The following is a 22,649-nucleotide window of genomic DNA, read 5'->3' on the forward strand; positions in this document are numbered from 1 at the left end:
GTGGGGGCACACCGCACCGACGATGAGGGCGTCGGCAGGCCAACGCCCTCGTGAGTGGTCCGGGTGTCAGGACCCGTGCGCCTGGCCCATGATCCTCGGGAAGTCCGCCGGGTCGTCCTCGAAGCCCCGTACGCGCTCGTCGAAGGACCACCCGCCGGAGGCATCGCGTACGAACTCCGCGATCGTCGCCGCCGTGGCCCCGGGCACATGGCCGAAGTCGCCCTCGGACAGGGCGGAGTATCCCTCCCGAATCCGGAACGCGGGTCGTGTCACGTCGGCGAACGTCCGGCGCCCGGTGCGCTGCTGGATGACCACGCCGATGACCACGCGCGCGTAGCGGGCGTCGACCCGGTCGAGCTCCACCGTCATGACCTCGTCCCAGCCGAAGCCCTTGCCGTCCTTGCTGTCCCGGTTGAGATAGATGGTGCCGTCGGGAGAACGGCTGTCGAAATACACCACATAGGCGGGCTCGCCCTGTGCGTCGTCCGCCCGGTAGGTGGCGGCGACGATGTCCAGGTCGGTGGGCGCCTGCCCCGCCGGGCTCGGATCCCACTTCAGCGCGATCTCGACCTTGCCGATCCCCTTGCTGAGCCCCTTCACCAGGCTTCCCCTTCCCCGTCTCCCCGTCGACCCTCAGCCTGAACTGCCCTCTTGTCAGGGCAGGTTGTCCATCCTGCCACGCGCGCGTGCACCCTCGCGCCCCCGCTGAGAGCCAGAGGGTGACCGACGCCACGCCCGGTGGCCTTACGATGGCGCGGTGCTGGTCAAGTGGATTCGCTGCACCGTGGTGGACCGCCGCGGTTTCGAGCGGGGGCAGCGAAAGTGGGCGGGGCTTCTGGGGGAGCCGGGATTTCGCGGCCAAGGCGGGGGCTGGAGCAGGGGGCGCCCCTCCGTGGCACACGTCTTCACGTTCTGGGAGAGCCGTGCCTTCTACGACTCGTTCATGGCGCGCTCCCACGACCGGCTGGCGTCGGCACAGGCGGGCACGTACAAGGACGCCCAGGTCAGGCTCTTCGACTACCGCTTCGACGTGAAGACGGGCTTCGAACCGCGCTTCACGGACACCGACCTGCTGCGGGTGGCCCTGTGCCGGGTCCACGAAGAGCGGGCCGAGCACTTCACCCTGATGCAGGAAAAGGTGTGGAACCCCGCGATGGCCGGCTCGCCGGGCATGATCCGCGGGCTGTTCGCCGAGGCGCCCGGGCATGAGTTCCTGGTGCTGTCGATGTGGCGCTCGGAGGCCGAGCACGGAAAGTACCGGACCGAGCGCGTCGAGCGGCTCGCGCTGCGCGCTCAGACCGAGGCGGACATCGCCTCGCTCACCGGCGACATCGTGGAGCTGGAACCCACCTGGACGGTTTGATCTCCGTCTGGGCGGTTTGATTTCCGGACCCGTCACAGTGATGTTGTGTGCCCTTGCGTGCCCTGAGGTGCGCAATCTGTGTGACCTACGCCGTATGGAGCCCGGACGGGTGCTCGAAACGCCCCCACCCGATCTAGGGTTTTGGCATGGCACGACCACGGCGCATCGTCCTTGTCCGCCACGGGGAGTCAACGGGCAATGTTGATGACACCGTGTACGAACGCGAACCCGACCACGCGCTGGCGCTGACCGAGCGGGGCTGGCGGCAGGCGGAGGAGACCGGAAAACGGCTCAGGGAAGTGTTCGGCCGCGAGCGCGTCAGCGTCTACGTCTCCCCCTATCGCCGTACGCACGAGACGCTCCGCGCCTTCCACCTCGACCCCGGGCTGATACGCGTGCGTGAGGAGCCCCGGCTGCGCGAGCAGGACTGGGGCAACTGGCAGGACCGCGACGACGTGCGCCTGCAGAAGGCGTACCGCGACGCCTACGGGCACTTCTTCTACCGGTTCGCCCAGGGGGAGAGCGGCGCGGACGTGTACGACCGGGTCGGTGGCTTCCTGGAGAGCCTGTTCCGCAGCTTCGAGGCCCCGGACCACCCGCCCAACGTCCTGCTCGTCACCCACGGGCTCGCCATGCGGCTGTTCTGCATGCGCTGGTTCCACTGGACGGTCGCCGACTTCGAGTCGCTGTCGAACCCGGGGAACGCGGAGATGCGGATGCTCGTTCTGGGGGACGACGGCAAGTACACGCTGGACAGGCCGTTCGACCGCTGGCGCGACCCGGAACCGTACGGGATCACCGGATAGAGTGGGCAGATCGATGACCTCTGACTCCTCCTCCCACGGGCGCCTGGAGCGTGCCCTGGCCAGCCTGCGCGGACTCGCGGTGGGGGACGCGCTCGGCTCACAGTTCTTCGTGCCGGAGAACTACCCGCTGCTCAAGCGCCGGGAACTGCCGCCCGGCGACTGGCAGTGGACGGACGACACGGAGATGGCCTGTTCGGTGGTCGCCGTCCTGGCCACCCATCACCGGATCGACCAGGACGCGCTGGCCCGCTCCTTCGCGGAACGGCATGACCTCCACCGCGGGTACGGCCCCGCCGTCGACCGACTCCTGCGGCTGATCCGCGAGGGCGGCGACTGGCGGGAGCTGTCCGCCGCACTCTTCAACGGCCGGGGTTCCTGGGGCAACGGCGCGGCCATGCGGATCGCCCCGCTCGGCGCCTGGTACGCGGGCGATCCCGAACAGGCCACCCACCAGGCCGAGATCTCCGCCTATCCCACTCACCAGCACCGCGAAGCCGTCGTTGGTGCCATGGCCGTCGCCGCGGCCGCCGCGCTGGCCGGTGCGCCCGGTGGCCCGCCGAGTGCCGAGACGCTGCTGGACGGCGTCATCGCCCTGGTTCCCCGCAGCGCGGTCGGCGCCGGACTGCGGCGCGCCCGGGACATGCTCGACTACGGCGATGCGGCCACCGTCGCGGCCGTGCTGGGCTGCGGTCGGCGTACGACCGCCCATGACACCGTGCCCTTCGCGCTCTGGTCGGCCGCCCGGGCCCTCGGCGACTTCGAGGCGGCGTTCTGGACGACGGCGCAGGCGGGCGGGGACATGGACACGACGTGCGCCATCGTGGGCGGAGTGCTCGCCGCGGGAAAGACGGGGGCGCCGCCCGCCGCGTGGGTCGAGCGGACGGAGGCGCTGCCGCGCTGGCTGCCGGCCACCTCATGACGCCGCCCTGGGCTTTTCGGAAACTCTCTGTGTTCGGTGGGAACTCTGCGTGATCGGTGGGTCGTTCTCGTGACATCCGCCGTGCCACGTAGGGGTGCCGGTGGGGAATGGTTCCCGAGCGGTGTGGGGGGTTTGTTATGTGGTTCGGTGGCCGAGCCGAACGCGGTGGTCATGACCGCCAGGCCAGGGGAACCCCCCACCTGCTGTGTGGCGTGGAGCAGCCGGGCGTGATCACGTACGTGCCGCAGCGGCACCAGCGCGACGCCGAAGGGTGGCGGCGCGCGCCGCCCCGCTGCCGTGCTTCGCTCCTTGATTCACGAATGCGACCCCTCTTGGGTGGATCGCCTGGAGGAGCTGATCGTCGGAGGTGTGCTGCAACTGATCGTCGATTTGCTGCATGAGGTCATCAGCCAGGGAGTTGAACGAGGGGCAACCGGGGTGTCGCGCCCGGATCCTGGCGGCGTAGGCTAAGGGCGCCATGCCGTACGAACCACCCACTCACACCGTCGAGCGCTCCCTTCGCGCCACGACCGGAGCGAAGATCATTGCCGGTGTCGACGAGGTGGGCCGCGGTGCCTGGGCCGGTCCCGTCACCGTCTGCGCGGCGGTCACCGGACTGCGTCGGCCTCCCGCGGGTCTCACCGACTCCAAGTTGCTCACCGTCAAACGACGCACGGAGCTCGCCGAGGAGCTGAGCAAGTGGGTGACGTCGTACGCCCTGGGGCACGCCTCCCCGGAGGAGATCGACGATCTGGGGATGACGGCCGCACTGCGGCTCGCGGCCGTACGCGCCCTGGAGTCCCTGCCCGTTTGCCCGGACGCGATCATCCTCGACGGCAAGCACGACTACCTCGGCGCGCCCTGGAAGGTCCGCACGGTGATCAAGGGTGACCAGTCGTGCGTGGCGGTCGCGGCGGCCTCGGTGATCGCCAAGGTCCAGCGCGACAAAATGATGGCCGAACTGGGTATCGACCATGCAGACTTCGGTTTCGCGGACAATGCCGGGTATCCGTCTCCCGTGCACAAGGCCGCACTGGCGGAGCGGGGCCCCACCCCGTACCACCGGTTGTCGTGGGCGTATCTTGATGCGCTGCCCCAGTGGCGGCACCTCAAGAAGGCCCGCAGCTGGGCGGATGGAAGCGTTCCGGAGATCGAGGGCCAACTCGGCTTCGATTTCTGACGCGACCACTCGCACTGCAGTGCCACCCGCTGGCGCGAGCCGCACCACCGTTTGATAAATATCAGCTCATGCCTCTCATTCCCGAGGAGCCTCAGATTCACGAGAGTGCCCAGGGTCCCCGCGCCACTCCGGCCAGCGGCCGCACCGCGTCGACCCCCCGCCCCGTACCCGGCCCCCGTCCTGCGGCTCCGTCGCGTCCCGGTCGTCCCGGTCCTCTGCGGCCCACGCCTCCGGTGCAGCGCATGGCCCGTGACATGACCACCGCGAAGCCCGGGCCGCAGGCCCCGGCCCCTTCCGCCGCCGACGCGACGGCTCCGCAGATCCAGCTGATCCCGGCATCCGCCGAGGGCGCGCTGGACGCCGCCGAGGAAGCGGTCGACCTGCTTCTGGAGTCAGGCCGTTCCCCTGGTGACGTGCTGGTGATCACCACCGGCGAACAGCACCCGTGGGCCGCCCATGAACTGTCCTTCGGCGAGGCGTCCTACTGGGCGCAGCACGATGCCGGGGACGACGTCTTCTACCTGGACGCCGCCGCCGCGGGCCGGGCTGCCGAGCGCCCCGTCGTCGTGGTCGCCGTCAACGGTGGTCCCGACTCCGTCGCCGCCACCGCTCTGCCCTTGGCCCACACCCGGGCCGGTGCCCTGCTGATCGTCTGCGGTGACCCGCAGCAGATCAACGCGGTGCTGGGCGCCGGAGTCTGAGCCGACTCCGGCAGCAGGACGCGGGCGACCCCGGTGCCGGCGCCGGGGTGTCAGGCGAGGGCACTGTCGCGTGCGCGGCGACGGGGACATGCCGTACGCGAGCTTCGGCGTGCCCGGGTCCGTCCCCGCGGGCTCGCCGGGGGTGCGGCCGCCGTACGGGCACGGCGCCGGGACAGACGTACACCGCCCTCCCCTGTCATGATCGCCACTCGCCGAAGGCGAGCCCGCTCGTGTGACCGGTGGCGCCCTGCCCGTGCGGCTCCGCGGCGGCTCCTCAGCGGGCCGCCACGCGGCGCAGAACGTCCGACGCCGCGCCGCCGGTGCGCGGCAGTGGCGGTGGCGCCTCGGACAGCGCGAGCGGCTCCGGGGCCGAGTCCACGTGGGGACGGCGGCCGCCCCGGCCCTCGCCGAGGACCTGCCAGCCGTCGCGGGTCAGCGTGATGTACGCCCCGCAGCGCAGCCCATGCAGGGTGCAGGCGTCGCGCAGCCCCCACATCAGCGCACCGTCCTCCTCCGTCCAGCGTGCATCGCCCTCGCGGCAGTAGAGCAACACGGCCGTGCGCACCGGGGTGCGGCGCCTCAGGTCGTGCGGGACGACCCGGCGCAGCTGAGCGAGCAGCGCGTTGCGGAATATCCACCCGTCGGCCGGTGCCTGGCGCCGTACGAACGAGGCGCTGGCCCGCAACCGCTCGTCCGGATCGAGCACGGCCACGATCGCGGTGGCCGGCCCTGGGCGGTGCCGCGCGTGCAGCCCGCTGACCACGTCCCGTGGGTTGCGCAGCAGCGGAATGCCGGCCGCGGCCCACTCGGCGGGCTCAAGCAGGCGGGTGGCGGAAGCGTCGGACGAGGACGTCGACAAAGATGCCACCGAGGACGGAGCGAATCCGAAGGTCACGATCCTCCCTTCGGCTACGGCCCACACAGCGGGCGGGTCGGATTCGGGGGACCGCACACCGCAACAGAGCCCTACCGGACCACGGACGAGCCGCGCGGGGAGCGGAACTCAATTCTTCCTGTCGAACTGGGATGCGGCAACGAGCAATTGGGGCCACTGAGGGGTATGTAGTGGTGCGCGGCTTATATCACTACCCAGAGTGGCTGGACGTGATGCCCGGGACGCCGGGAGACCGATGGTCACGCTGGGTGAGTTCGCTGATTGTCAGTGCCATCCGGTTGCATGGAGGCATGGACGTTGTGGAGCTGCGCACCGAGGCCGACGCGATCCTTGCCGAGCTGGTCGGGGCCTCGGAGGGTTCGGCGCGGCTGCGGGAGGACCAGTGGCAGGCGGTGGCGGCCCTGGTACGGGAGCGTCGGCGGGCGCTGGTGGTGCAGCGCACCGGCTGGGGCAAGTCGGCGGTGTACTTCGTCGCCACGGCCCTGCTGCGCCGACGCGGCTCCGGTCCGACGGTGATCGTCTCTCCGCTGCTGGCGCTGATGCGCAACCAGGTCGAGTCGGCGGCGCGGGCCGGTATCCGGGCGCGCACCATCAACTCGGCCAACCCGGAGGAGTGGGACGCCATCCACGAGGAGGTCGAGCGGGGCGAGACCGACGTTCTCCTCGTCAGCCCGGAGCGTCTCAACTCCGTGGACTTCCGCGACCAGATGCTGCCCAAGCTCGCGGCCACCACCGGTCTGCTGGTGGTCGACGAGGCGCACTGCATCTCCGACTGGGGGCATGACTTCCGGCCCGACTACCGTCGACTGCGGGCGATGCTCGCCGAGCTGTCGCCCGGCGTACCGGTGCTGGCCACCACCGCGACCGCCAACGCCCGGGTGACGGCGGACGTGGCCGAGCAGTTGGGCACGGGCGCCGGGGAGGCCCTGGTGCTGCGCGGCCCGCTGGAGCGCGAGAGCCTGCGGATGGGGGTGGTGCGGCTCCCGGACGCCGCGCACCGCCTGGCCTGGCTCGCCGAGCATCTGGACGAGCTGCCGGGATCCGGGATCATCTACACGCTGACGGTGGCGGCGGCCGAGGAGGCCACGGCCTTCCTGCGGCAGCGTGGCCTCCAGGTGGCCTCGTACACCGGGCGCACGGAGAACGCCGACCGGCTGCAGGCCGAGGAGGATCTGCTGGCGAACCGGGTCAAGGCGCTGGTGGCGACGTCGGCGCTCGGCATGGGCTTCGACAAGCCGGACCTCGGCTTCGTGGTCCATCTCGGCTCACCGTCCTCACCGATCGCCTACTACCAGCAGGTGGGCCGCGCGGGCCGCGGGGTGGCGCACGCCGATGTGCTGCTGCTGCCGGGCAAGGAGGACGAGGCGATCTGGCGCTACTTCGCCGACACCGCCTTCCCGCCCGAGGCACAGGTCCGGCAGACCCTGGCAGCCCTCGCGGACGCGGGGCGGCCGCTGTCCGTGCCGGCCCTGGAGGCCGTGGTCGACCTCCGGCGCACCCGCCTGGAGACCATGCTCAAGGTCCTCGACGTGGACGGGGCGGTCACCCGCGTGAAGGGCGGCTGGGTCGCCACCGGTGAGCCGTGGGTCTACGACGCCGAGCGGTACTCCTGGGTCGCCCGGCAGCGCGCGGCCGAGCAGCAGGCCATGCGCGACTACGTCGGCACGGCCGGATGCCGGATGGAGTTCCTGCGCCGGCAACTGGACGACGAAGGGGCCGCCCCGTGCGGCCGGTGCGACAACTGTGCCGGGCCCTGGGCCGATCCCTCCGTCACGGCGGAGGCGCTGACCGGGGCGACGAAGGAACTGGACCGCCCGGGAGTGGAGGTCGAGCCGCGCCGGATGTGGCCCACGGGCATGCCCGCACTGGGCATCGACCTCAAGGGACGCATCCCGGCCAAGGAGCAGTGCTCCACCGGGCGCGCCCTGGGACGGCTCTCGGACATCGGCTGGGGGAACCGTCTGCGCCCGCTGCTGGCCGAGAGCGCACCCGACGGCCCCGTGCCCGACGACGTCCTGCGGGCCGCGGTGGCGGTCCTCGCGGACTGGGCGCGCTCCCCGGGCGGTTGGGCCTCCGACGCCCCGGACGCCGTCGCCCGGCCCGTGGGGGTCGTCGCCGTGCCGTCCCTGACGCGACCGCACCTGGTGGGCTCTCTGGCCCAGGGCATCGCGACCGTCGGTCGCCTCCCCTTTCTCGGCACCTTGACGTACACCGGCCCGAGCGGCACCCACGCGGCACACCGCAGCAACTCGGCGCAGCGCCTGAGAGCGCTGTCCGGCGCCTTCGCCGTGCCCGAGGACCTGGCGGCCGCCCTGGCCGGGTCGCCGGGCCCAGTCCTGCTCGTGGACGACTGCACCGACTCCGGCTGGACCCTCGCCGTCGTCGCCCGCCTGCTGCGCCGGGCAGGCGCAGAGCAGGTTCTTCCGCTGGTCCTCGCGCTGGCGGGTTGAGCGATGCGCCCCCGCTTCTGATACCAACGGCCTCGACAGGGGGCCTGTCACGGCCTCATATGACGTGCTCCTGACTGAAGTTATCCACAGGCCAAGCGGAGCCTCGCATTCCGCGAGATCGTCTACGTATGACGCATCACAGCGAAAACAGCGGATCCTTCGAAAGCTCCGACATGTCAGGATCTGGTGGGCACATCTCCGATGACGGACGCACGCCGTACGTGTACGAGGGCAACACCCCGTACGACGGTGCGCCGACCTTCGGCGCGGGCAGCGGCGCCCACCAGGTCACCCTGCGCACCCCGGCCGAACTCGCCGACGCCCTGCCCTATCTGCTCGGGTACCGCCCCGAGGACAGCATCGTCCTGGTCTCCCTGTACGACCACGGCGGACGCGGCCGGTTCGGCGGCCGGGCCCGGCTGGGCATCCCCGCCAATCCCGACGACTGGAGGGCGGTGGCACGGCAGCTGGCGCACGGACTCGTGACGGGTGGCGAACGCAGGGGAGCGCGCCCCGAGCAGATCGTCGCCTACCTCTGCCAGGAACCGGCGAAAGGCGAGTCGGCCCGGGACGCCATGGAGCGGCTGCGACCGCTGGCCCAGCACCTGCGGGTCGAGTGCGGCCAGCTCGACGTGCCCGTGATCGAGGCACTGTGTATTTCCGGCGGCCGCTTCTGGTCCTACTGCTGCGGCAGCGCCTGCTGCCCGCCCGAGGGCGTGCCGATGGGCCTGCCGGGCACATCGGTGCTGGCCGCGGCCGCCACCTACGCCGGGATCCAGGTCCGGGGCAGCCTGCGCGAGCTGCGGGCGAGGCTTCAGCCCCTGGAGACCGCCGCGGCCCCGCAGCAGGAAGCCGCACTCGACGCCGTCAACGCGACGCTCGTCCCCAGGATTCTCGACGACACCGGCCGCGCGGAGGTTGCCGAGGAGACGATGGACCTGGCGGACCGAGCCCTGCGGCGCTTCGCCGACGCACCGCCCGTGTCCGGCGCGCTCATCGCGGACCACCGCGACGACGACCTGCTCACCCCCGAGGAGGCAGCCACTCTGATCCTCGGCCTCCAGGACCGCACGACCCGCGACCGCGCGGCCGAGTGGATGGAGGGCGACGAGGCCGGACCCGCCCTCCGGCTCTGGCGAGCACTGGCCCGCCGCTGCGTCGGCTCCTACGGCGAACACGCCGCCCCACCCCTCACCCTCGCCGGCTGGGTCGCCTGGTCGAGCGGCGACGAACTCGAAGCCAGGGAAGCCCTGGCCATGGCCCTCGGCGCGGACCCCGACTACCTCTTCGCCCGCCTCCTGCACCAGGCGTGCAACGAGGGCCTCGATCCGGAGTCGGTCCGCCGCTGCCTGCGGGCGGAACGCACGGGCCGGCAGGGACAGGGACATGCGTCGGGCGAGCCGCGCAGGAGCCCGTCGGGTCACGGACCCGACGACTCACGCGGGACGACGGACACGACCGCCCCGGAACCGAGGGAAGCCACGACCTGTACGCCGAGCGCCGCGCCGCTGCCTCGACGGAGCCGGCGGCCTCGTACGCCCTCGACGGCCGGGACGCACCCGGCGTCAGCCGCGCGGGGCGACGGCCCGAGGCCGCGCACGAGGGGGAAGGGAGGCGTACGGCGCCGCGGCGCCGGCCAGGAGGGAGCGCGTCCGGCCGGTGATGGGGACTCGGGCAGACGGGACGCCTGAGTGACGGGGGACAGGGCGGCGAGCGCGTGACGTGCGGCCCCACCGCCATTCGGTGGGACGGCCGGGCACGGGCGTGACCGGGGGGAGTCCCGGCCCGTTCACCTGAGTGGCGGAACACCCGCACGGGGTGCTCCGCAGCACCGCATCCGCCCGTCGGACGCCGTCTCCCGGTAACCAACCCCGCCCGAGGCACACAGAGAGCAGAAGAAGTCACATGCACCAGCCGACTCCGCCCTCCTCCGGCGACTGCCTCACCCCCGGACGGTCCGGGCCGCCCCCGGCGGCAGGTTCCGGACCAGAGGGCACCGCCAGCTCGCAGGACCGGTTCCGCCAGGACGGCGCCCCACTTTCCTCGCCGAGCACGGGGCAGGCCGGCGCGCTCGTCGGCCGCCGTCCCTCAGGGGAGGGAGCGCAGGACAGCGCCGCCGTCCCCGGCCCGGGAGCGCCACGTCACCCGGCAGCCCCGTCCCGGGGCACCGCCCCCGCCTCCGCGGCCGCGGCAACCGCGACCGTCCCCGCGCCGCCGCGCCGCCCGGCGGACCTGCCCGCCGTGCACACGGCCATGATCTGCGTGGCGCTTCCCGGCCTCGCCATCTCCCCGCGGGAGGGTCAGCTGACCGGCCGAGGGCTGGAGGGCTTCTACCGGTCCGGCCGCCGTATCCTGTCCCGCTGCCAGGTGCGCGTCGCCGGACGCGAACCGCTCTTGGTCCAGGCCCGGATGACCTCGGCCGACCGGGCCCGCTTCATGGGCGCCGTGCACGCCTCCCCACAGGGCGGCCCGGACCCCGATGTCCTCGTGGAACGGATCCGCGCAGCGGACGGCACGGAACGCATCACGCTGCGCAGCTTCGCCCCACGCCCGCTGCGCCTGCCGGTCGAGGTGGCCCTCGGCGCTGACCTCGCCGACCTCGGGGCGATCGCCTCGGGCGTTACGGGCCCCGAGCTGCCCGCCAGCGTTCACGACTCCGGGCTGCGCTGGTCGTGCCCCACCGGGACCTCGTCCGTCACGGCCGACCCGTCGCCCACCGACGCGCTCGCCTCCGCGGGCCTGCTCCGCTGGGAGCTGGACATCCCGCCCGGTGGCAGCGCCGGAGTGGAGCTGCGGATCCGCCTGGACGGAAGCGGCCCCGTCCGGTCCGCCGGCCGTACGGCGACCAGCCCCCTGGCCCACGCCCGGGCGAGCGGCGACGACCCACGGGCCGAGGCGCTCCTGCGGACCAGCGTCGAGGACCTCCTGGCCCTGCTGGTGCGCGACCCCGCCCATCCGACGGACCTGCACCTCGCGGCCGGAGCGCCCTGGCGCTGCGGCCTGGCCCCGGCCGAGGCGCTCGCCGCGGCCCGGATGGCCCTGCCCCTGGGCACTCGCCTCGCCGCGGGCACCCTGCGCACCCTCGCCCGCACCCAACTCACCGGCCAAGGACCGCGATACGGCATGATCCCCGGTCCCCGCCGGGACGCCGGCGCCCACCTGCCGCCGGCCTGCGCCGGAACCGAGGCCACCCTCCTCTTCCCTGTGCTCCTCGCGGAGGCCCGCCGCTGGGGCCTCTCCGAGACCGAGACGGAGGAACTCCTGCCGACCGCGGAACGCTGTCTGACCTGGCTGACCGCCTCCGTGGACACGGGCCCCTACCTGTGCGACCCACAGCCCGGCGGACCCGTGCGCTGCGAGACCCAGGCGCAGGCCCACCGGGCCGCCCTGCTCGGCGCCGACCTGCTCGACGCCTGCGGCAGACCGGGAAGCGTGGGGCTTCGGCACTGGGCGGGGACGCTGCGGGCCGCGTTCCGGGCGGACTTCTGGATCGACGATCCCTCCGGCGGCCGTCCAGCGGTCGCGCGCTTTCCCGACGGCCGGATGGCACCGCACCTCGCGGCGACCGCCGCCCACCTCCTCGACACCGGTCTGCTGGGCGGTGGCGAGACGGCGCCCGGCCTGCTCGACAAGGTGCAGACCGAACACCTCGCGCGGCTGCTGGGCAGCCCGGCCATGGACTCCGGCTGGGGCCTGCGCGGACTCGGCACCAAGGAAGCCGGACACAACCCCTTCGGCCACCGCGGCGGCGCCGTGCGCGTCCACGAGACGGCGATCGCGGTCGCCGGCCTGACGGCTGCCGGGTACGAACGCGAGGCGGGCTCGCTGCTGAAGGGTGTCCTGGCGGCGGCCGACGCCTTCGGACACCGCCTGCCCGAAATGTACGCCGGCGAGCCGCGCACCGAGGGGAGCGCTCCCCTGCCTCACCCGGCGGCCTGCCGCCCCGCCGCCACCGCCGCGGCCGCCGGCGTCCTGCTGCTGACCACCCTGGCCGGTATCCGCCCCGACGCCCCCGCCGGGACAGTCACCCTGCGCCCCGTGCGCAGCGCGCCCCTGGGCGAGATCGGACTGACCGGACTACGGGTGGGCGGCGCCCCCTTCTCCGTACGTGTCAGCCGGCTGGGTGTCGCCATGGTCGAGGAAGCGGCCGACGGGCTGCAACTGGGGGTATGACCTCGAACAACGATCGAACGACAGCGAACCGGACATCCGTCCGTACAGGATCGGGACGCCCCGCAGGACCGAAGTGGATCAGCCACCGATGCGACCGATGAAGGGAGTGTTTATCGTCAGGCAGACGACTATGATCGCGGCATGCCCTACGACCCGTCAGCCTTTCCGCCCTTCGCCGTCACCGTGGATCTGGTCGTGCTGACCGTGCGCCGCCACTCCCTGTGTGCGTTGGCGGTCCGCCGGGGCGAACCACCGTTCCAGGGGCGGTGGGCGCTTCCCGGCGGTTTCGTGCGGGCCGACGAGGATCTGGCCCAGGCGGCGGCGCGCGAACTGGCCGAGGAGACCGGACTGCGCGCCCACGACCCCGCCGTCCCCGTCCAGGGCAACGGCGCCCACCTGGAACAGCTCGCCACTTACGGCGACCCCAAGCGCGACCCCCGGATGCGGGTGGTCAGCGTCGCCCACCTCGCACTCGCTCCCGACCTGCCCGCACCGCGCGCCGGAGGCGACGCCAGCAACGCGCGGTGGGCGCCGGTCGAGGAACTCCTGCAGCAGGGCGGATACGGCCGCGACGGGGAACCCGTAGCGCCGCTCGCCTTCGACCACGCCCAGATCCTCTCCGACGGAGTGGAACGCGCCCGGTCCAAGATCGAGTACTCGTCGCTGGCCACGGCGTTCTGCCCCACCGAGTTCACCGTCGGTGAGCTGCGCCGCGTCTATGAGGCGGTCTGGGGCGTCGCCCTCGACCCGCGCAACTTCCACCGCAAGGTCACAGGCACCCCCGGCTTCCTGGTCCCCACCGGCGGCACCACCACCCGCCAGGGCGGCCGCCCGGCCCAGCTGTTCCGCGCGGGCGGGGCGACGCTGCTCAACCCGCCGATGCTTCGCCCCGAGGTGTGAGCCCCGAGACGCCCCAGCGATACCCGGAAAACCGGACATAGCGCGCTATCTTGCTGCGGGTGATCCAGGCCCTCGGACTGACCAGCAACCCCCGCAAGGACCTTCCGCCCGCCGTCGACGACATCTCCTTCGAGGCACGCGCGGGCCGCGTCACCGCACTGCTCGGGGCACCGGGCGCGGGCAAGACCACGGTACTGAGACTCATGCTCGAACTCCAACCGGGCCGGGGCATCACCTACTTCAGAGGGCGCCCGCTGCACCGCATCGCCCACCCGTCGCGCGAGGTCGGTGTGGTGCTGGGGGACGTGCCGGGGCACCCGGGGCGTACGGTGCGCGGCCATCTGCGCATGCTGTGCGCCGCCGCCGGCGTCCCGGTCCGGCGGGCCGACGAAGTCCTCGAAGTGGTCGGCCTCGCCAACCTGCGCGACGAACGCCTCGGCACCCTCTCCCGCGGCATGGACCGTCGGCTCGGCCTGGCCTGCGCCCTCCTCGCGGACCCGCACACCCTCGTGCTCGATGCCCCCGTCGCCGGACTCGCCGCCCGCGAGAGCCGCTGGCTGTACGGCATGCTGCGCGCCCACGCGGCCCACGGCGGCACCGTGCTGCTGACCACCGCCGACCCCAAGGAAGCCGCACGCACGGCCGACCGGGTCGTCACCCTGGAACAGGGCAGGCTCGTCGCCGACCAGGAGGCCGCCGAGTTCGCCCGCACCCGCCTGCGCCCACGCGTCGCCGTCCGCAGCCCGCACGCCGCCCGCCTCGCCGCCCTGCTGGCCAAGGAGGCACGTACGGCACAACGCTCCGTCGAGATCGTGCAGGAGGGCGGCAACCGGCTCTCCGTGTACGGCAGCACATGCGCCGAAGTCGGCGAGACCGCGTTCCGCAACGGCGTCCTTGTGCACCAACTCGCCGACGAGGTGGGGGACATGGGACCGGGGGCGGGCGGAGCCGGCCAGGACGACGAGAACGGCGGCGACAGCACAGGCGGCGAGCAACCGCGCCCCACCGGCGAGCGGGCGGACGGCACTGGTACCCCGGGCGATGCGCACGGCGGGGCGGTGTCGGATGCCGAGAGCGGTGCCTCTCCTCGCCCGTCCCCTCCCCCCTCCCCCCGCCCCACCCTCCCGCCCCCCATCTCCGTCCGCCCCGCCCCCAGCCCCCTCCGTCCCCTCCGCTACGAACTCCGGCGCGCCACCGGCATCGGCACCGGCTTTCTCGTCGGTGCCGCGGTGCTTGTCACCTCCGCCCTCACCGCCGTACTCCTGGCGCGGATCGGGCACACCCCGCAGGCGCGGCTGCTGGCCGCCTGGCCGGTCGAGCTGCCGCTGCCGCCCGCCGCGCTCGGTGCGGGGCTGCTCGGTGCGCTGGCCTTCGGGGACGAGTTCCGCCATCCCGCCCTGGCGGCCGATCGCGGCACCGTGCCCCGCTGGCTGGGACTGCTCGCCGCGAAGCTGCTCGTCGCCGCCGTCACCGCGCTGCTGCTGGCTGCTCTCACGGTGGGGTGCGACGCCGAGGTTCTCTATCTCGTCTACGGTCGGGAGCTTGCGAAAGTTCCCGAGGACTGGCTGTCACTGAGTGCGGGTTGGGCGGGGCTCGTGGTCGGCTGTGCCTGGGCGGGGGTGCTGGCCGCGGGGGTGTTCCGGTCCGCCACGGCCGGGCTCGCGGCGGTGGTGGGGGTGCCCGTCGTCGTCGTACCGCTGGTGCGCGAGGTGTGGGAGGGGGCGTCGGTGCGGACGGCGGCCGGGCTGCCGGTGCGGTTGCGGGAGGTGTTCCTGGTGCAGTGGCCCTTCGGGGGTCAGCGTCATGTGGCGGACGTGGCGCGGGTGTTCGCCCAACCTGTGGGAGGGGCCCTGGCGTTGTCGCTGACCGTCCTGCTGAGCGCGTATGTGTTCATGACCTTGCGGAGCAGGGTCCGATGACGGCCTTCCGTGCGCTTTGCGTTCCCACCTGCGCACAACTCCCCGCAGAAAGCCCGTTTCTTTCCGATAAGGCGTCAATTGCGACGGGGTGAGCGATCACCCTTTCGTGTGCTTTTCACCAAAGACCTCAAGGGAGTTGGGGACGGCGCCGACAAAGGATCCGTGAGTACCCTTGCGCACACCATGATGACCGCCGCCCGCTCCGCCGACTCCGGTCTGGCAGGCCCGGGCGAACTCGACCGCTACCCCTACGCCGAGGCCCCTGCCGCCGAGCGCGTCGGAACTCCCGCCTGGGAGGGCGCGGACCCCGAGCTGGGCCGGGTGAGCCGGCGCGCCGCGGGCAGCCGCGGGCGCGGGCTGCACGGCCAACTCGTCCAGCAGCTCGGCCAGATGATCGTCTCGGGCGACCTGGGTGCCGACCGTCCGCTCGTCCCCGAGGAGATCGGCCAGCGCTTCGAGGTCTCCCGCACCGTCGTCCGTGAGTCGCTCCGCGTCCTGGAGGCGAAGGGTCTGGTCAGCGCCCGGCCGAACGTCGGCACGCGTGTGCGTCCCGTGAGCGACTGGAATCTGCTCGACCCGGACATCATCGAGTGGCGGGCCTTCGGTCCGCAGCGTGACGACCAGCGTCGCGAGCTGAGCGAGCTACGCTGGACGATCGAGCCGCTCGCCGCCCGCCTCGCGGCCGGGCACGGGCGCGAGGACGTCCAGCAGCGGCTCGGCGACATGGTCGAGATCATGGGGCACGCGATGGGGCAGGGAGACGCGCTCACCTACTCCCGCGCCGACGCCGAGTTCCACACCCTGCTGATCCAGGTCGCCGGCAACCGCATGCTGGAGCATCTGTCGGGGATCGTGTCGGCGGCCCTCCAGGTCTCCGGTGGGCCGGTCACGGGTTGTGACCGGCCCAACGATGCGTCGCTGGCACACCACGCGAGGATCGTCGACGCTCTCGCCACGGGCGACGCCTCGGCGGCCGAGGCGGCCATGCGCCAGCTCCTCGCCGTCCACCCGGAGGTGGAGCGCGTGGTGCCGGCGCCACGCGAGCACTGACCGAGCCCCGAGGGCGGTGCCGGCAGGGATGTCTTCCCCCTCCTGTGTCATCTCTCGGCCGGTGACCCGCCCCTCCGTCGGACCCCGCAGACCCGTCCCGGGCCCTGCGGGGTCCGACGGTGCGGCGCGCCGGGGACTGCGGGCGGTCCCGGTCGAAGCCCCTGGTGATCACCTCTGACCGCGTCTGACCACTTTTGAGTGCTTACGGGGTGTGACTCGGGCCACGCAGATTGGGCGTAACGCTCGCGGGAACAACGCGATGACCTAAGAGGTGACAGCCGCGGAGGGAATACGGACGCCGTTCAAGGCGCTGTGCATCTTCCCGGCCCCCGCCCGCACCGTCGGCCCATCCCCAGGCCGGTGGTCGGCTCCTGTCCACTGTGGACGGGGCCGGAAGCCGTTTTCCAACGTTCCGAGAGGTTGTTCGTGTCGGCCAGCACATCCCGTACGCTCCCGCCGGAGATCGCCGAGTCCGTCTCTGTCATGGCGCTCATTGAGCGGGGAAAGGCTGAGGGGCAGATCGCCGGCGACGATGTGCGTCGGGCCTTCGAAGCTGACCAGATTCCGGCCACTCAGTGGAAGAACGTACTGCGCAGCCTCAACCAGATCCTCGAGGAAGAGGGTGTGACGCTGATGGTCAGTGCCGCGGAGCCCAAGCGCACCCGAAAGAGCGTCGCAGCGAAGAGTCCGGCCAAGCGCACCGCCACCAAGACCGTCGCGGCGAAGACGGTGACCACGAGGAAGGCCACCGCCACCACGGCCGCCCCGACCGCGCCCGCTGCGGCCGATCCCGCCGCCGAGGAAGCCGCGCCCGCCAAGAAGGCGGCCGCCAAGAAGACGACCGCCAAGAAGGCGGCCGCGAAGAAGACAGTCGCCAAGAAGACCGCGGCGAAGAAGACCACGGCCAAGAAGGACGACGTCGAGCTGCTCGAGGACGAGGTCCTCGAGGACGCCAAGCCCGGTGAGGGTGAGCCCGAGGGCGCCGAGAGCGCCGGCTTCGTGCTCTCCGACGAGGACGAGGACGACGCGCCCGCCCAGCAGGTCGCCGCCGCCGGTGCCACCGCCGACCCGGTCAAGGACTACCTCAAGCAGATCGGCAAGGTCCCCCTGCTCAACGCCGAGCAGGAGGTCGAGCTCGCCAAGCGCATCGAGGCCGGTCTCTTCGCCGAGGACAAGCTGTCCAACGCCGACAAGCTGGCCCCCAAGCTCAAGCGCGAGCTGGAGATCATCGCCGAGGACGGCCGCCGCGCCAAGAACCACCTCCTGGAGGCCAACCTCCGTCTGGTGGTCTCCCTGGCCAAGCGCTACACCGGCCGCGGCATGCTCTTCCTGGACCTCATCCAGGAGGGCAACCTCGGCCTGATCCGCGCGGTCGAGAAGTTCGACTACACCAAGGGCTACAAGTTCTCCACGTACGCCACCTGGTGGATCCGCCAGGCGATCACCCGCGCCATGGCCGACCAGGCCCGCACCATCCGTATCCCGGTGCACATGGTCGAGGTCATCAACAAGCTCGCGCGCGTGCAGCGTCAGATGCTCCAGGACCTGGGCCGCGAGCCCACCCCGGAGGAGCTGGCCAAGGAACTCGACATGACCCCGGAGAAGGTCATCGAGGTCCAGAAGTACGGCCGCGAGCCCATCTCGCTGCACACCCCGCTGGGTGAGGACGGCGACAGCGAGTTCGGTGACCTCATCGAGGACTCCGAGGCCGTCGTCCCGGCCGACGCGGTCAGCTTCACGCTCCTGCAGGAGCAGCTGCACTCCGTCCTCGACACCCTGTCCGAGCGTGAGGCGGGCGTCGTCTCGATGCGCTTCGGTCTCACCGACGGTCAGCCGAAGACCCTCGACGAGATCGGCAAGGTGTACGGCGTGACGCGTGAGCGCATCCGCCAGATCGAGTCCAAGACCATGTCGAAGTTGCGCCACCCCTCGCGTTCGCAGGTGCTGCGCGACTACCTCGACTAGGGCGAGCGTGCCCTTGCGCCCCTGACCCGCTGTCACGCGGGTCGGGGGCGCTTTGCTGCTCAGTCCCGGAGGTAGGGCCGGTGCCAGTGGCGTTCGCTGAGGACCTTCGTCCACTGAGCGGCGAGGTGCTCCCGTTTGTCGTCAGGAAGCTCGTCCAGGGTGGGCTGGAGTCCCTCGATGATCTTCGCCACCTCCTGCGGGTCGCGCCGGACAGGCAGACCGAGGTGGTGGGCGATCGTGCGGAGAGTCATGGCGGGTCATCTCGATCCAGGTATCCACGTATTCGAGCACAGCGCTCACCCATCCATAGTGCGCGACTGCCTCGACCAGGTCGCGGTCGTGTGTGAGCGCGGTGTTTCGCGGGTGCGGGGCGACCTCCACCGAATCACTCTGGGTGTTACATCATCAACCCAGAGTGAGGAGCGCGCATGCGTCGTCTCTTTGTCCGGGCGCTGGCCCGGCCGCTGGTCCTGGTGGCCGCGGCGATGACGATACCGCTGGTGTCCGCCGCCCCCGCGGCCTCAGACAGCGTCGTGGTGGGCGGTTTCCCGGTGGATGTCTCCGACAGTCCCTGGACCGTGGCCCTGTCCAGCCGTGACCGGTTCGGAGGTACGCGCTCGGGGCAGTTCTGCGGGGGCGTGGCGGTCGCGCCGACCATGGTGCTCACCGCGGCCCACTGCATGGCCGAGGAGGTCCTGGGGGTGCCGCCGCACCGCGCACGCGACCTCAAGGTCGTCGTGGGGCGCACGAACCTGCACTCGACCCAGGGGCGTGAGATCCCGGTGCGCGGGGTCCGGGTGAATCCGGGCTACGACAGCGTCAGCAACGCCGGGGACTTCGCCGTGCTCACCCTCGGTGAGTCCGTGCCGAAATCGGCGGTGATCCGGATGGCCGCGGCGGGCGACCCGGCGTATACGCCGGGGACGCAGGCCATGGTCTATGGCTGGGGGGACGCCACCGGGACCGGGGGGTACGCGCACAGCCTGCGCGCCGCACGCCTGCGGGTACTGCCCGACGCGCTCTGCGAGCGGGCGTACCCGGGCTCCGCCGACGGCGTCTATCGCGCCGACGCCATGCTGTGCGCCGGGGAGCAGCGGGGCGGGCCGGACGCCTGCCAGGGCGACAGCGGTGGTCCCCTGGTGGCGAACGGGCGGCTGATCGGCCTGGTGTCGTGGGGGAGGGGGTGCGGGCGGGTCGGGAGCCCGGGCGTTTACACGCGTGTGTCCGACGTCGTCCGCGTACTGGGTGGGTCTGCGGCCCGGGGCGGTCGTACGGCTGGGCCAGGCGGGGACTGAGGGCGGGGCCGCCGCGTCACGAGTGCGGGCGGCCGCCCCTGGGAGCAGGGGCGGCCGCCCGCTTGCCGGCCTGTGCCGGATCTGGCTCGTCGTGGATGCGAAGGGTCGCTCTTCGGGTCAGCGCTCTTCGTCCGAGGCGGATGCGGGAACGGCCGTCAGCCGTTCCGTCTCGTCCTGTATCTCAGCGGCGATCTTCTTGAGTTCCGGCTCGAACTTGCGGCCGTGGTGGGCGCAGAAGAGCAGTTCTCCGCCGCTGAGCAGCACGACGCGCAGGTATGCCTGGGCGCCGCAGCGGTCGCATCGATCAGCGGCCGTCAGCGGGCTCGCGGGGGTCAGAACAGTAGTCACGTCGCCTCTTCTCTAGCTCGACGAGCTGTCGTACCAGGGTCAACATCCAACCAGCCCCAAAACGTTCCCGCTCGTGGCTTTCCCTCGAAAAAATCTTCCGAGGCGGCCGGCTGCTGCCGGTTTGGCGGCGAATGTGCCGTATTGCGTCTCTGTGGTGCCTACGGTTTCGCTCTGTCGATCATGGCTCGGTCCTCCCGGCCGGGTTGCCGGTTTGTTCATGAGGACGTGCCCGGAGCCTAAATGGTTCATGCCTGGAAGGGAACGTGATATGTACTTCACTCCATCGAGGGATCGAACACGCATGCGACTCTGGACTAGTCTGAAGTCCGGAAGAGGGTGGCGTGACAACGGCTTTACCAGGCATCGGTACCCTCGGAGCGGCAACCGACGCCGCGCCCTTACCCAGCAGGGCCCCACCTGAAATTCAGCGAGGAGCGAACCGCGTGACCGCCGAGACGTCCGTGCCGTCCACAGCTCTCCTGGCAGGAGCAGACCGGGACGGTTCCAACTACACCGCGCGGCACCTGCTCGTCCTCGAGGGGCTCGAGGCCGTACGCAAGCGCCCGGGTATGTACATCGGCTCCACCGACAGCCGCGGGCTGATGCACTGCCTGTGGGAGATCATCGACAACTCCGTCGACGAGGCCCTCGGCGGCTACTGCGACCACATCGAGGTCGTCCTGCACGACGACGCCTCGGTGGAGGTCCGCGACAACGGCCGGGGCATCCCGGTCGACGTCGAGCCCAAGACCGGCCTGTCCGGCGTCGAGGTCGTCATGACAAAGCTGCACGCCGGCGGCAAGTTCGGTGGTGGCTCCTACGCCGCCTCCGGCGGTCTGCACGGCGTCGGCGCCTCCGTCGTGAACGCCCTGTCCGCCCGCCTGGACGTCGAGGTGGACCGCGGTGGGCACACGCACGCGATCAGCTTCCGGCGCGGTGTCCCCGGCGCCTTCGCGGCCGCGGGGCCGGACGCCCGGTTCGAGCCGGCGAGCGGGCTGCGCAAGGCCAAGAAGATCCCGAAGACCCGCACCGGCACGCGCGTGCGGTACTGGGCCGACCGCCAGATCTTCCTCAAGGACGCCAGGCTCTCGCTGGAGAACCTGCACCAGCGCGCCCGTCAGACCGCGTTCCTGGTGCCGGGCCTGACCATCGTCGTGCGCGACGAATTCGGTCTCGGCGAGGGCGGCAGCAAGGGCGAGGAGTCCTTCCGCTTCGACGGCGGCATCAGTGAGTTCTGCGAGTACCTGGCCACCGACAAGCCGGTCTGCGACGTTCTCCGCTTCCAGGGGCAGGGCACATTCAAGGAAACCGTCCCCGTCCTGGACGACCGCGGTCATATGACGCCTACCGAGGTCGTACGCGAACTCGGCGTCGATGTCGCCCTGCGCTGGGGGACCGGTTACGACACGACGGTCAAGTCGTTCGTCAACATCATCGCCACCCCCAAGGGCGGCACCCATGTCGCCGGCTTCGAGCAGGCCGTCGCCAAGACGATGAACGAGGTGCTGCGCGCCAAGAAGCTGCTGCGCGTTGCCGAGGACGACATCGTCAAGGACGACGCTCTGGAGGGCCTCACCGCCGTCGTCACCGTCCGCCTCGCCGAGCCGCAGTTCGAGGGGCAGACCAAGGAGGTCCTCGGCACCTCGGCGGCCCGGCGGATCGTGAACACCGTGATCTCCAAGGAGCTCAAGGCGTTCCTGACGTCCACCAAGCGCGACGCCGCCGCGCAGGCCCGTGTCGTCATGGAGAAGGCGGTCGCCGCCGCGCGCACGCGTATCGCGGCCCGCCAGCACAAGGACGCGCAGCGCCGCAAGACCGCCCTGGAGTCCTCGTCGCTGCCCGCCAAGCTGGCCGACTGCCGCAGTGACGACGTCGACCGCAGCGAGCTGTTCATCGTCGAGGGCGACTCCGCGCTCGGTACGGCCAAGCTCGCCCGGAACTCCGAGTTCCAGGCGCTGCTGCCGATCCGTGGCAAGATCCTCAACGTCCAGAAGTCGTCCGTGACCGACATGCTGAAGAACGCCGAGTGCGGCGCGATCATCCAGGTCATAGGGGCGGGCTCCGGGCGGACCTTCGACATCGACGCCGCCCGCTACGGCAAGATCATCATGATGACCGACGCCGATGTGGACGGCTCGCACATCCGCTGCCTGCTGCTGACCCTCTTCCAGCGCTACATGCGTCCCATGGTCGAGGCCGGCCGGGTCTTCGCCGCGGTGCCGCCGCTGCACCGCGTGGAGATCGTCCAGCCGAAGAAGGGCCAGAACAAGTACATCTACACGTACTCGGACCGCGAGCTGCGCGACAAGCTCATGGAGCTGCAGAGCAAGGGCATCCGGTACAAGGACTCCATCCAGCGCTACAAGGGTCTGGGCGAGATGGACGCCGACCAGCTGGCCGAGACCACCATGGACCCGCGCCACCGCACCCTGCGCCGTATCAACCTCTCCGACCTGGAGGCCGCCGAGCAGGTGTTCGACCTGCTCATGGGCAACGACGTGGCTCCGCGCAAGGAGTTCATCTCCAGCTCGGCCGCCACCCTGGACCGGTCGCGCATCGACGCCTGACCCCGAACCTCCGTACGGCCTGCGGCCCGGGTTTCTCCCCTCATGGGGCGAAGAATCCCGGGCTGCGGCGATCCAAGCGGTCACGTCACCTGATGGGGTGAAGAGGGCAGGGAAGAAG

General features: G+C 71.6%; 18 protein-coding genes. 14 read left to right on the plus strand and 4 right to left on the minus strand.

What is annotated here, in order from left to right; all coding sequences use genetic code 11:
• Nucleotides 1-66: 66 nt before the first annotated feature.
• Nucleotides 67-600 carry a TerD family protein gene (locus ACH5AC_RS33495; RefSeq protein ID WP_398866050.1) on the minus strand — a complete coding sequence of 178 codons (534 nt, stop codon included), beginning with the start codon at nucleotides 598-600 and terminating at the stop codon, nucleotides 67-69.
• 157 nt (nucleotides 601-757) lie between these two features.
• Between ACH5AC_RS33495 and ACH5AC_RS33500 the strand changes: the two genes are divergently transcribed.
• The 5 genes from ACH5AC_RS33500 to ACH5AC_RS33520 all read left to right on the plus strand — a co-directional run bounded on the left by ACH5AC_RS33500 (nucleotide 758) and on the right by ACH5AC_RS33520 (nucleotide 4,969).
• Nucleotides 758-1,363 carry a YdbC family protein gene (locus tag ACH5AC_RS33500; RefSeq protein ID WP_398866051.1) on the plus strand — a complete coding sequence of 202 codons (606 nt, stop codon included), beginning with the start codon at nucleotides 758-760 and terminating at the stop codon, nucleotides 1,361-1,363.
• Between the two features lie 146 nt (nucleotides 1,364-1,509).
• On the plus strand, nucleotides 1,510-2,169 hold the full coding sequence (locus ACH5AC_RS33505) for a histidine phosphatase family protein (RefSeq protein WP_398866052.1): 660 nt from the start codon (nucleotides 1,510-1,512) through the stop codon (nucleotides 2,167-2,169).
• Between the two features lie 13 nt (nucleotides 2,170-2,182).
• Nucleotides 2,183-3,088, plus strand: a complete 906-nt coding sequence (locus tag ACH5AC_RS33510; protein WP_398866053.1) for an ADP-ribosylglycohydrolase family protein — start codon at nucleotides 2,183-2,185, stop codon at nucleotides 3,086-3,088.
• Between the two features lie 478 nt (nucleotides 3,089-3,566).
• Nucleotides 3,567-4,268: a ribonuclease HII gene (locus ACH5AC_RS33515; protein WP_398866054.1), complete on the plus strand. Its 702-nt coding sequence runs from the start codon at nucleotides 3,567-3,569 to the stop codon at nucleotides 4,266-4,268.
• A 68-nt stretch (nucleotides 4,269-4,336) separates the two neighbouring features.
• Nucleotides 4,337-4,969, plus strand: coding sequence for a hypothetical protein (locus tag ACH5AC_RS33520; RefSeq protein ID WP_398866055.1), 633 nt, complete (start codon nucleotides 4,337-4,339; stop codon nucleotides 4,967-4,969).
• A gap of 274 nt (nucleotides 4,970-5,243) precedes the next feature.
• Here ACH5AC_RS33520 and ACH5AC_RS33525 read toward each other — a convergent pair whose 3' ends face one another.
• Complete coding sequence (locus tag ACH5AC_RS33525; protein WP_398866057.1) at nucleotides 5,244-5,864, minus strand: hypothetical protein; 621 nt, start codon at nucleotides 5,862-5,864, stop codon at nucleotides 5,244-5,246.
• A 290-nt stretch (nucleotides 5,865-6,154) separates the two neighbouring features.
• Between ACH5AC_RS33525 and ACH5AC_RS33530 the strand changes: the two genes are divergently transcribed.
• The 7 genes from ACH5AC_RS33530 (at nucleotide 6,155) to ACH5AC_RS33560 (ending at nucleotide 18,321) form a co-directional block, all read left to right on the plus strand.
• Nucleotides 6,155-8,314: a RecQ family ATP-dependent DNA helicase gene (locus ACH5AC_RS33530; RefSeq protein ID WP_398866058.1), complete on the plus strand. Its 2,160-nt coding sequence runs from the start codon at nucleotides 6,155-6,157 to the stop codon at nucleotides 8,312-8,314.
• 128 nt (nucleotides 8,315-8,442) lie between these two features.
• Nucleotides 8,443-10,005: a DUF4192 domain-containing protein gene (locus tag ACH5AC_RS33535; protein ID WP_398866059.1), complete on the plus strand. Its 1,563-nt coding sequence runs from the start codon at nucleotides 8,443-8,445 to the stop codon at nucleotides 10,003-10,005.
• A gap of 562 nt (nucleotides 10,006-10,567) precedes the next feature.
• Nucleotides 10,568-12,487: a glycogen debranching N-terminal domain-containing protein gene (locus ACH5AC_RS33540; RefSeq protein WP_398866108.1), complete on the plus strand. Its 1,920-nt coding sequence runs from the start codon at nucleotides 10,568-10,570 to the stop codon at nucleotides 12,485-12,487.
• 141 nt (nucleotides 12,488-12,628) lie between these two features.
• The gene (locus ACH5AC_RS33545) at nucleotides 12,629-13,387 is read left to right on the plus strand and encodes an NUDIX domain-containing protein (protein WP_398866060.1); all 759 of its coding nucleotides are present in this window, start codon (nucleotides 12,629-12,631) and stop codon (nucleotides 13,385-13,387) included.
• 59 nt (nucleotides 13,388-13,446) lie between these two features.
• Nucleotides 13,447-15,306, plus strand: coding sequence for an ATP-binding cassette domain-containing protein (locus tag ACH5AC_RS33550; protein WP_398866061.1), 1,860 nt, complete (start codon nucleotides 13,447-13,449; stop codon nucleotides 15,304-15,306).
• 162 nt (nucleotides 15,307-15,468) lie between these two features.
• Nucleotides 15,469-16,356 (plus strand): FadR/GntR family transcriptional regulator, encoded by an 888-nt coding sequence (locus ACH5AC_RS33555; protein ID WP_398866062.1) that lies wholly within the window; start codon nucleotides 15,469-15,471, stop codon nucleotides 16,354-16,356.
• A gap of 426 nt (nucleotides 16,357-16,782) precedes the next feature.
• Nucleotides 16,783-18,321: an RNA polymerase sigma factor gene (locus ACH5AC_RS33560; RefSeq protein WP_398866063.1), complete on the plus strand. Its 1,539-nt coding sequence runs from the start codon at nucleotides 16,783-16,785 to the stop codon at nucleotides 18,319-18,321.
• Nucleotides 18,322-18,380: 59 nt separating this feature from the next.
• Here ACH5AC_RS33560 and ACH5AC_RS33565 read toward each other — a convergent pair whose 3' ends face one another.
• Nucleotides 18,381-18,572: a hypothetical protein gene (locus tag ACH5AC_RS33565; RefSeq protein WP_398866064.1), complete on the minus strand. Its 192-nt coding sequence runs from the start codon at nucleotides 18,570-18,572 to the stop codon at nucleotides 18,381-18,383.
• A 177-nt stretch (nucleotides 18,573-18,749) separates the two neighbouring features.
• Between ACH5AC_RS33565 and ACH5AC_RS33570 the strand changes: the two genes are divergently transcribed.
• Nucleotides 18,750-19,616 (plus strand): S1 family peptidase, encoded by an 867-nt coding sequence (locus ACH5AC_RS33570; protein WP_398866065.1) that lies wholly within the window; start codon nucleotides 18,750-18,752, stop codon nucleotides 19,614-19,616.
• A gap of 117 nt (nucleotides 19,617-19,733) precedes the next feature.
• Here the strand turns inward: ACH5AC_RS33570 and ACH5AC_RS33575 are convergent, their stop codons facing one another.
• Nucleotides 19,734-19,964: a hypothetical protein gene (locus tag ACH5AC_RS33575; RefSeq protein WP_398866066.1), complete on the minus strand. Its 231-nt coding sequence runs from the start codon at nucleotides 19,962-19,964 to the stop codon at nucleotides 19,734-19,736.
• A 443-nt stretch (nucleotides 19,965-20,407) separates the two neighbouring features.
• On the opposite strand from ACH5AC_RS33575, the gene ACH5AC_RS33580 reads away from it, so the two are divergent.
• On the plus strand, nucleotides 20,408-22,531 hold the full coding sequence (locus tag ACH5AC_RS33580; protein ID WP_398866067.1) for a type IIA DNA topoisomerase subunit B: 2,124 nt from the start codon (nucleotides 20,408-20,410) through the stop codon (nucleotides 22,529-22,531).
• The last annotated feature ends 118 nt before the right edge of the window (nucleotides 22,532-22,649 follow it).

It is taken from the genome of Streptomyces sp. NPDC018693 (genome assembly GCF_044391385.1).
GTDB lineage: Bacteria > Actinomycetota > Actinomycetes > Streptomycetales > Streptomycetaceae > Streptomyces.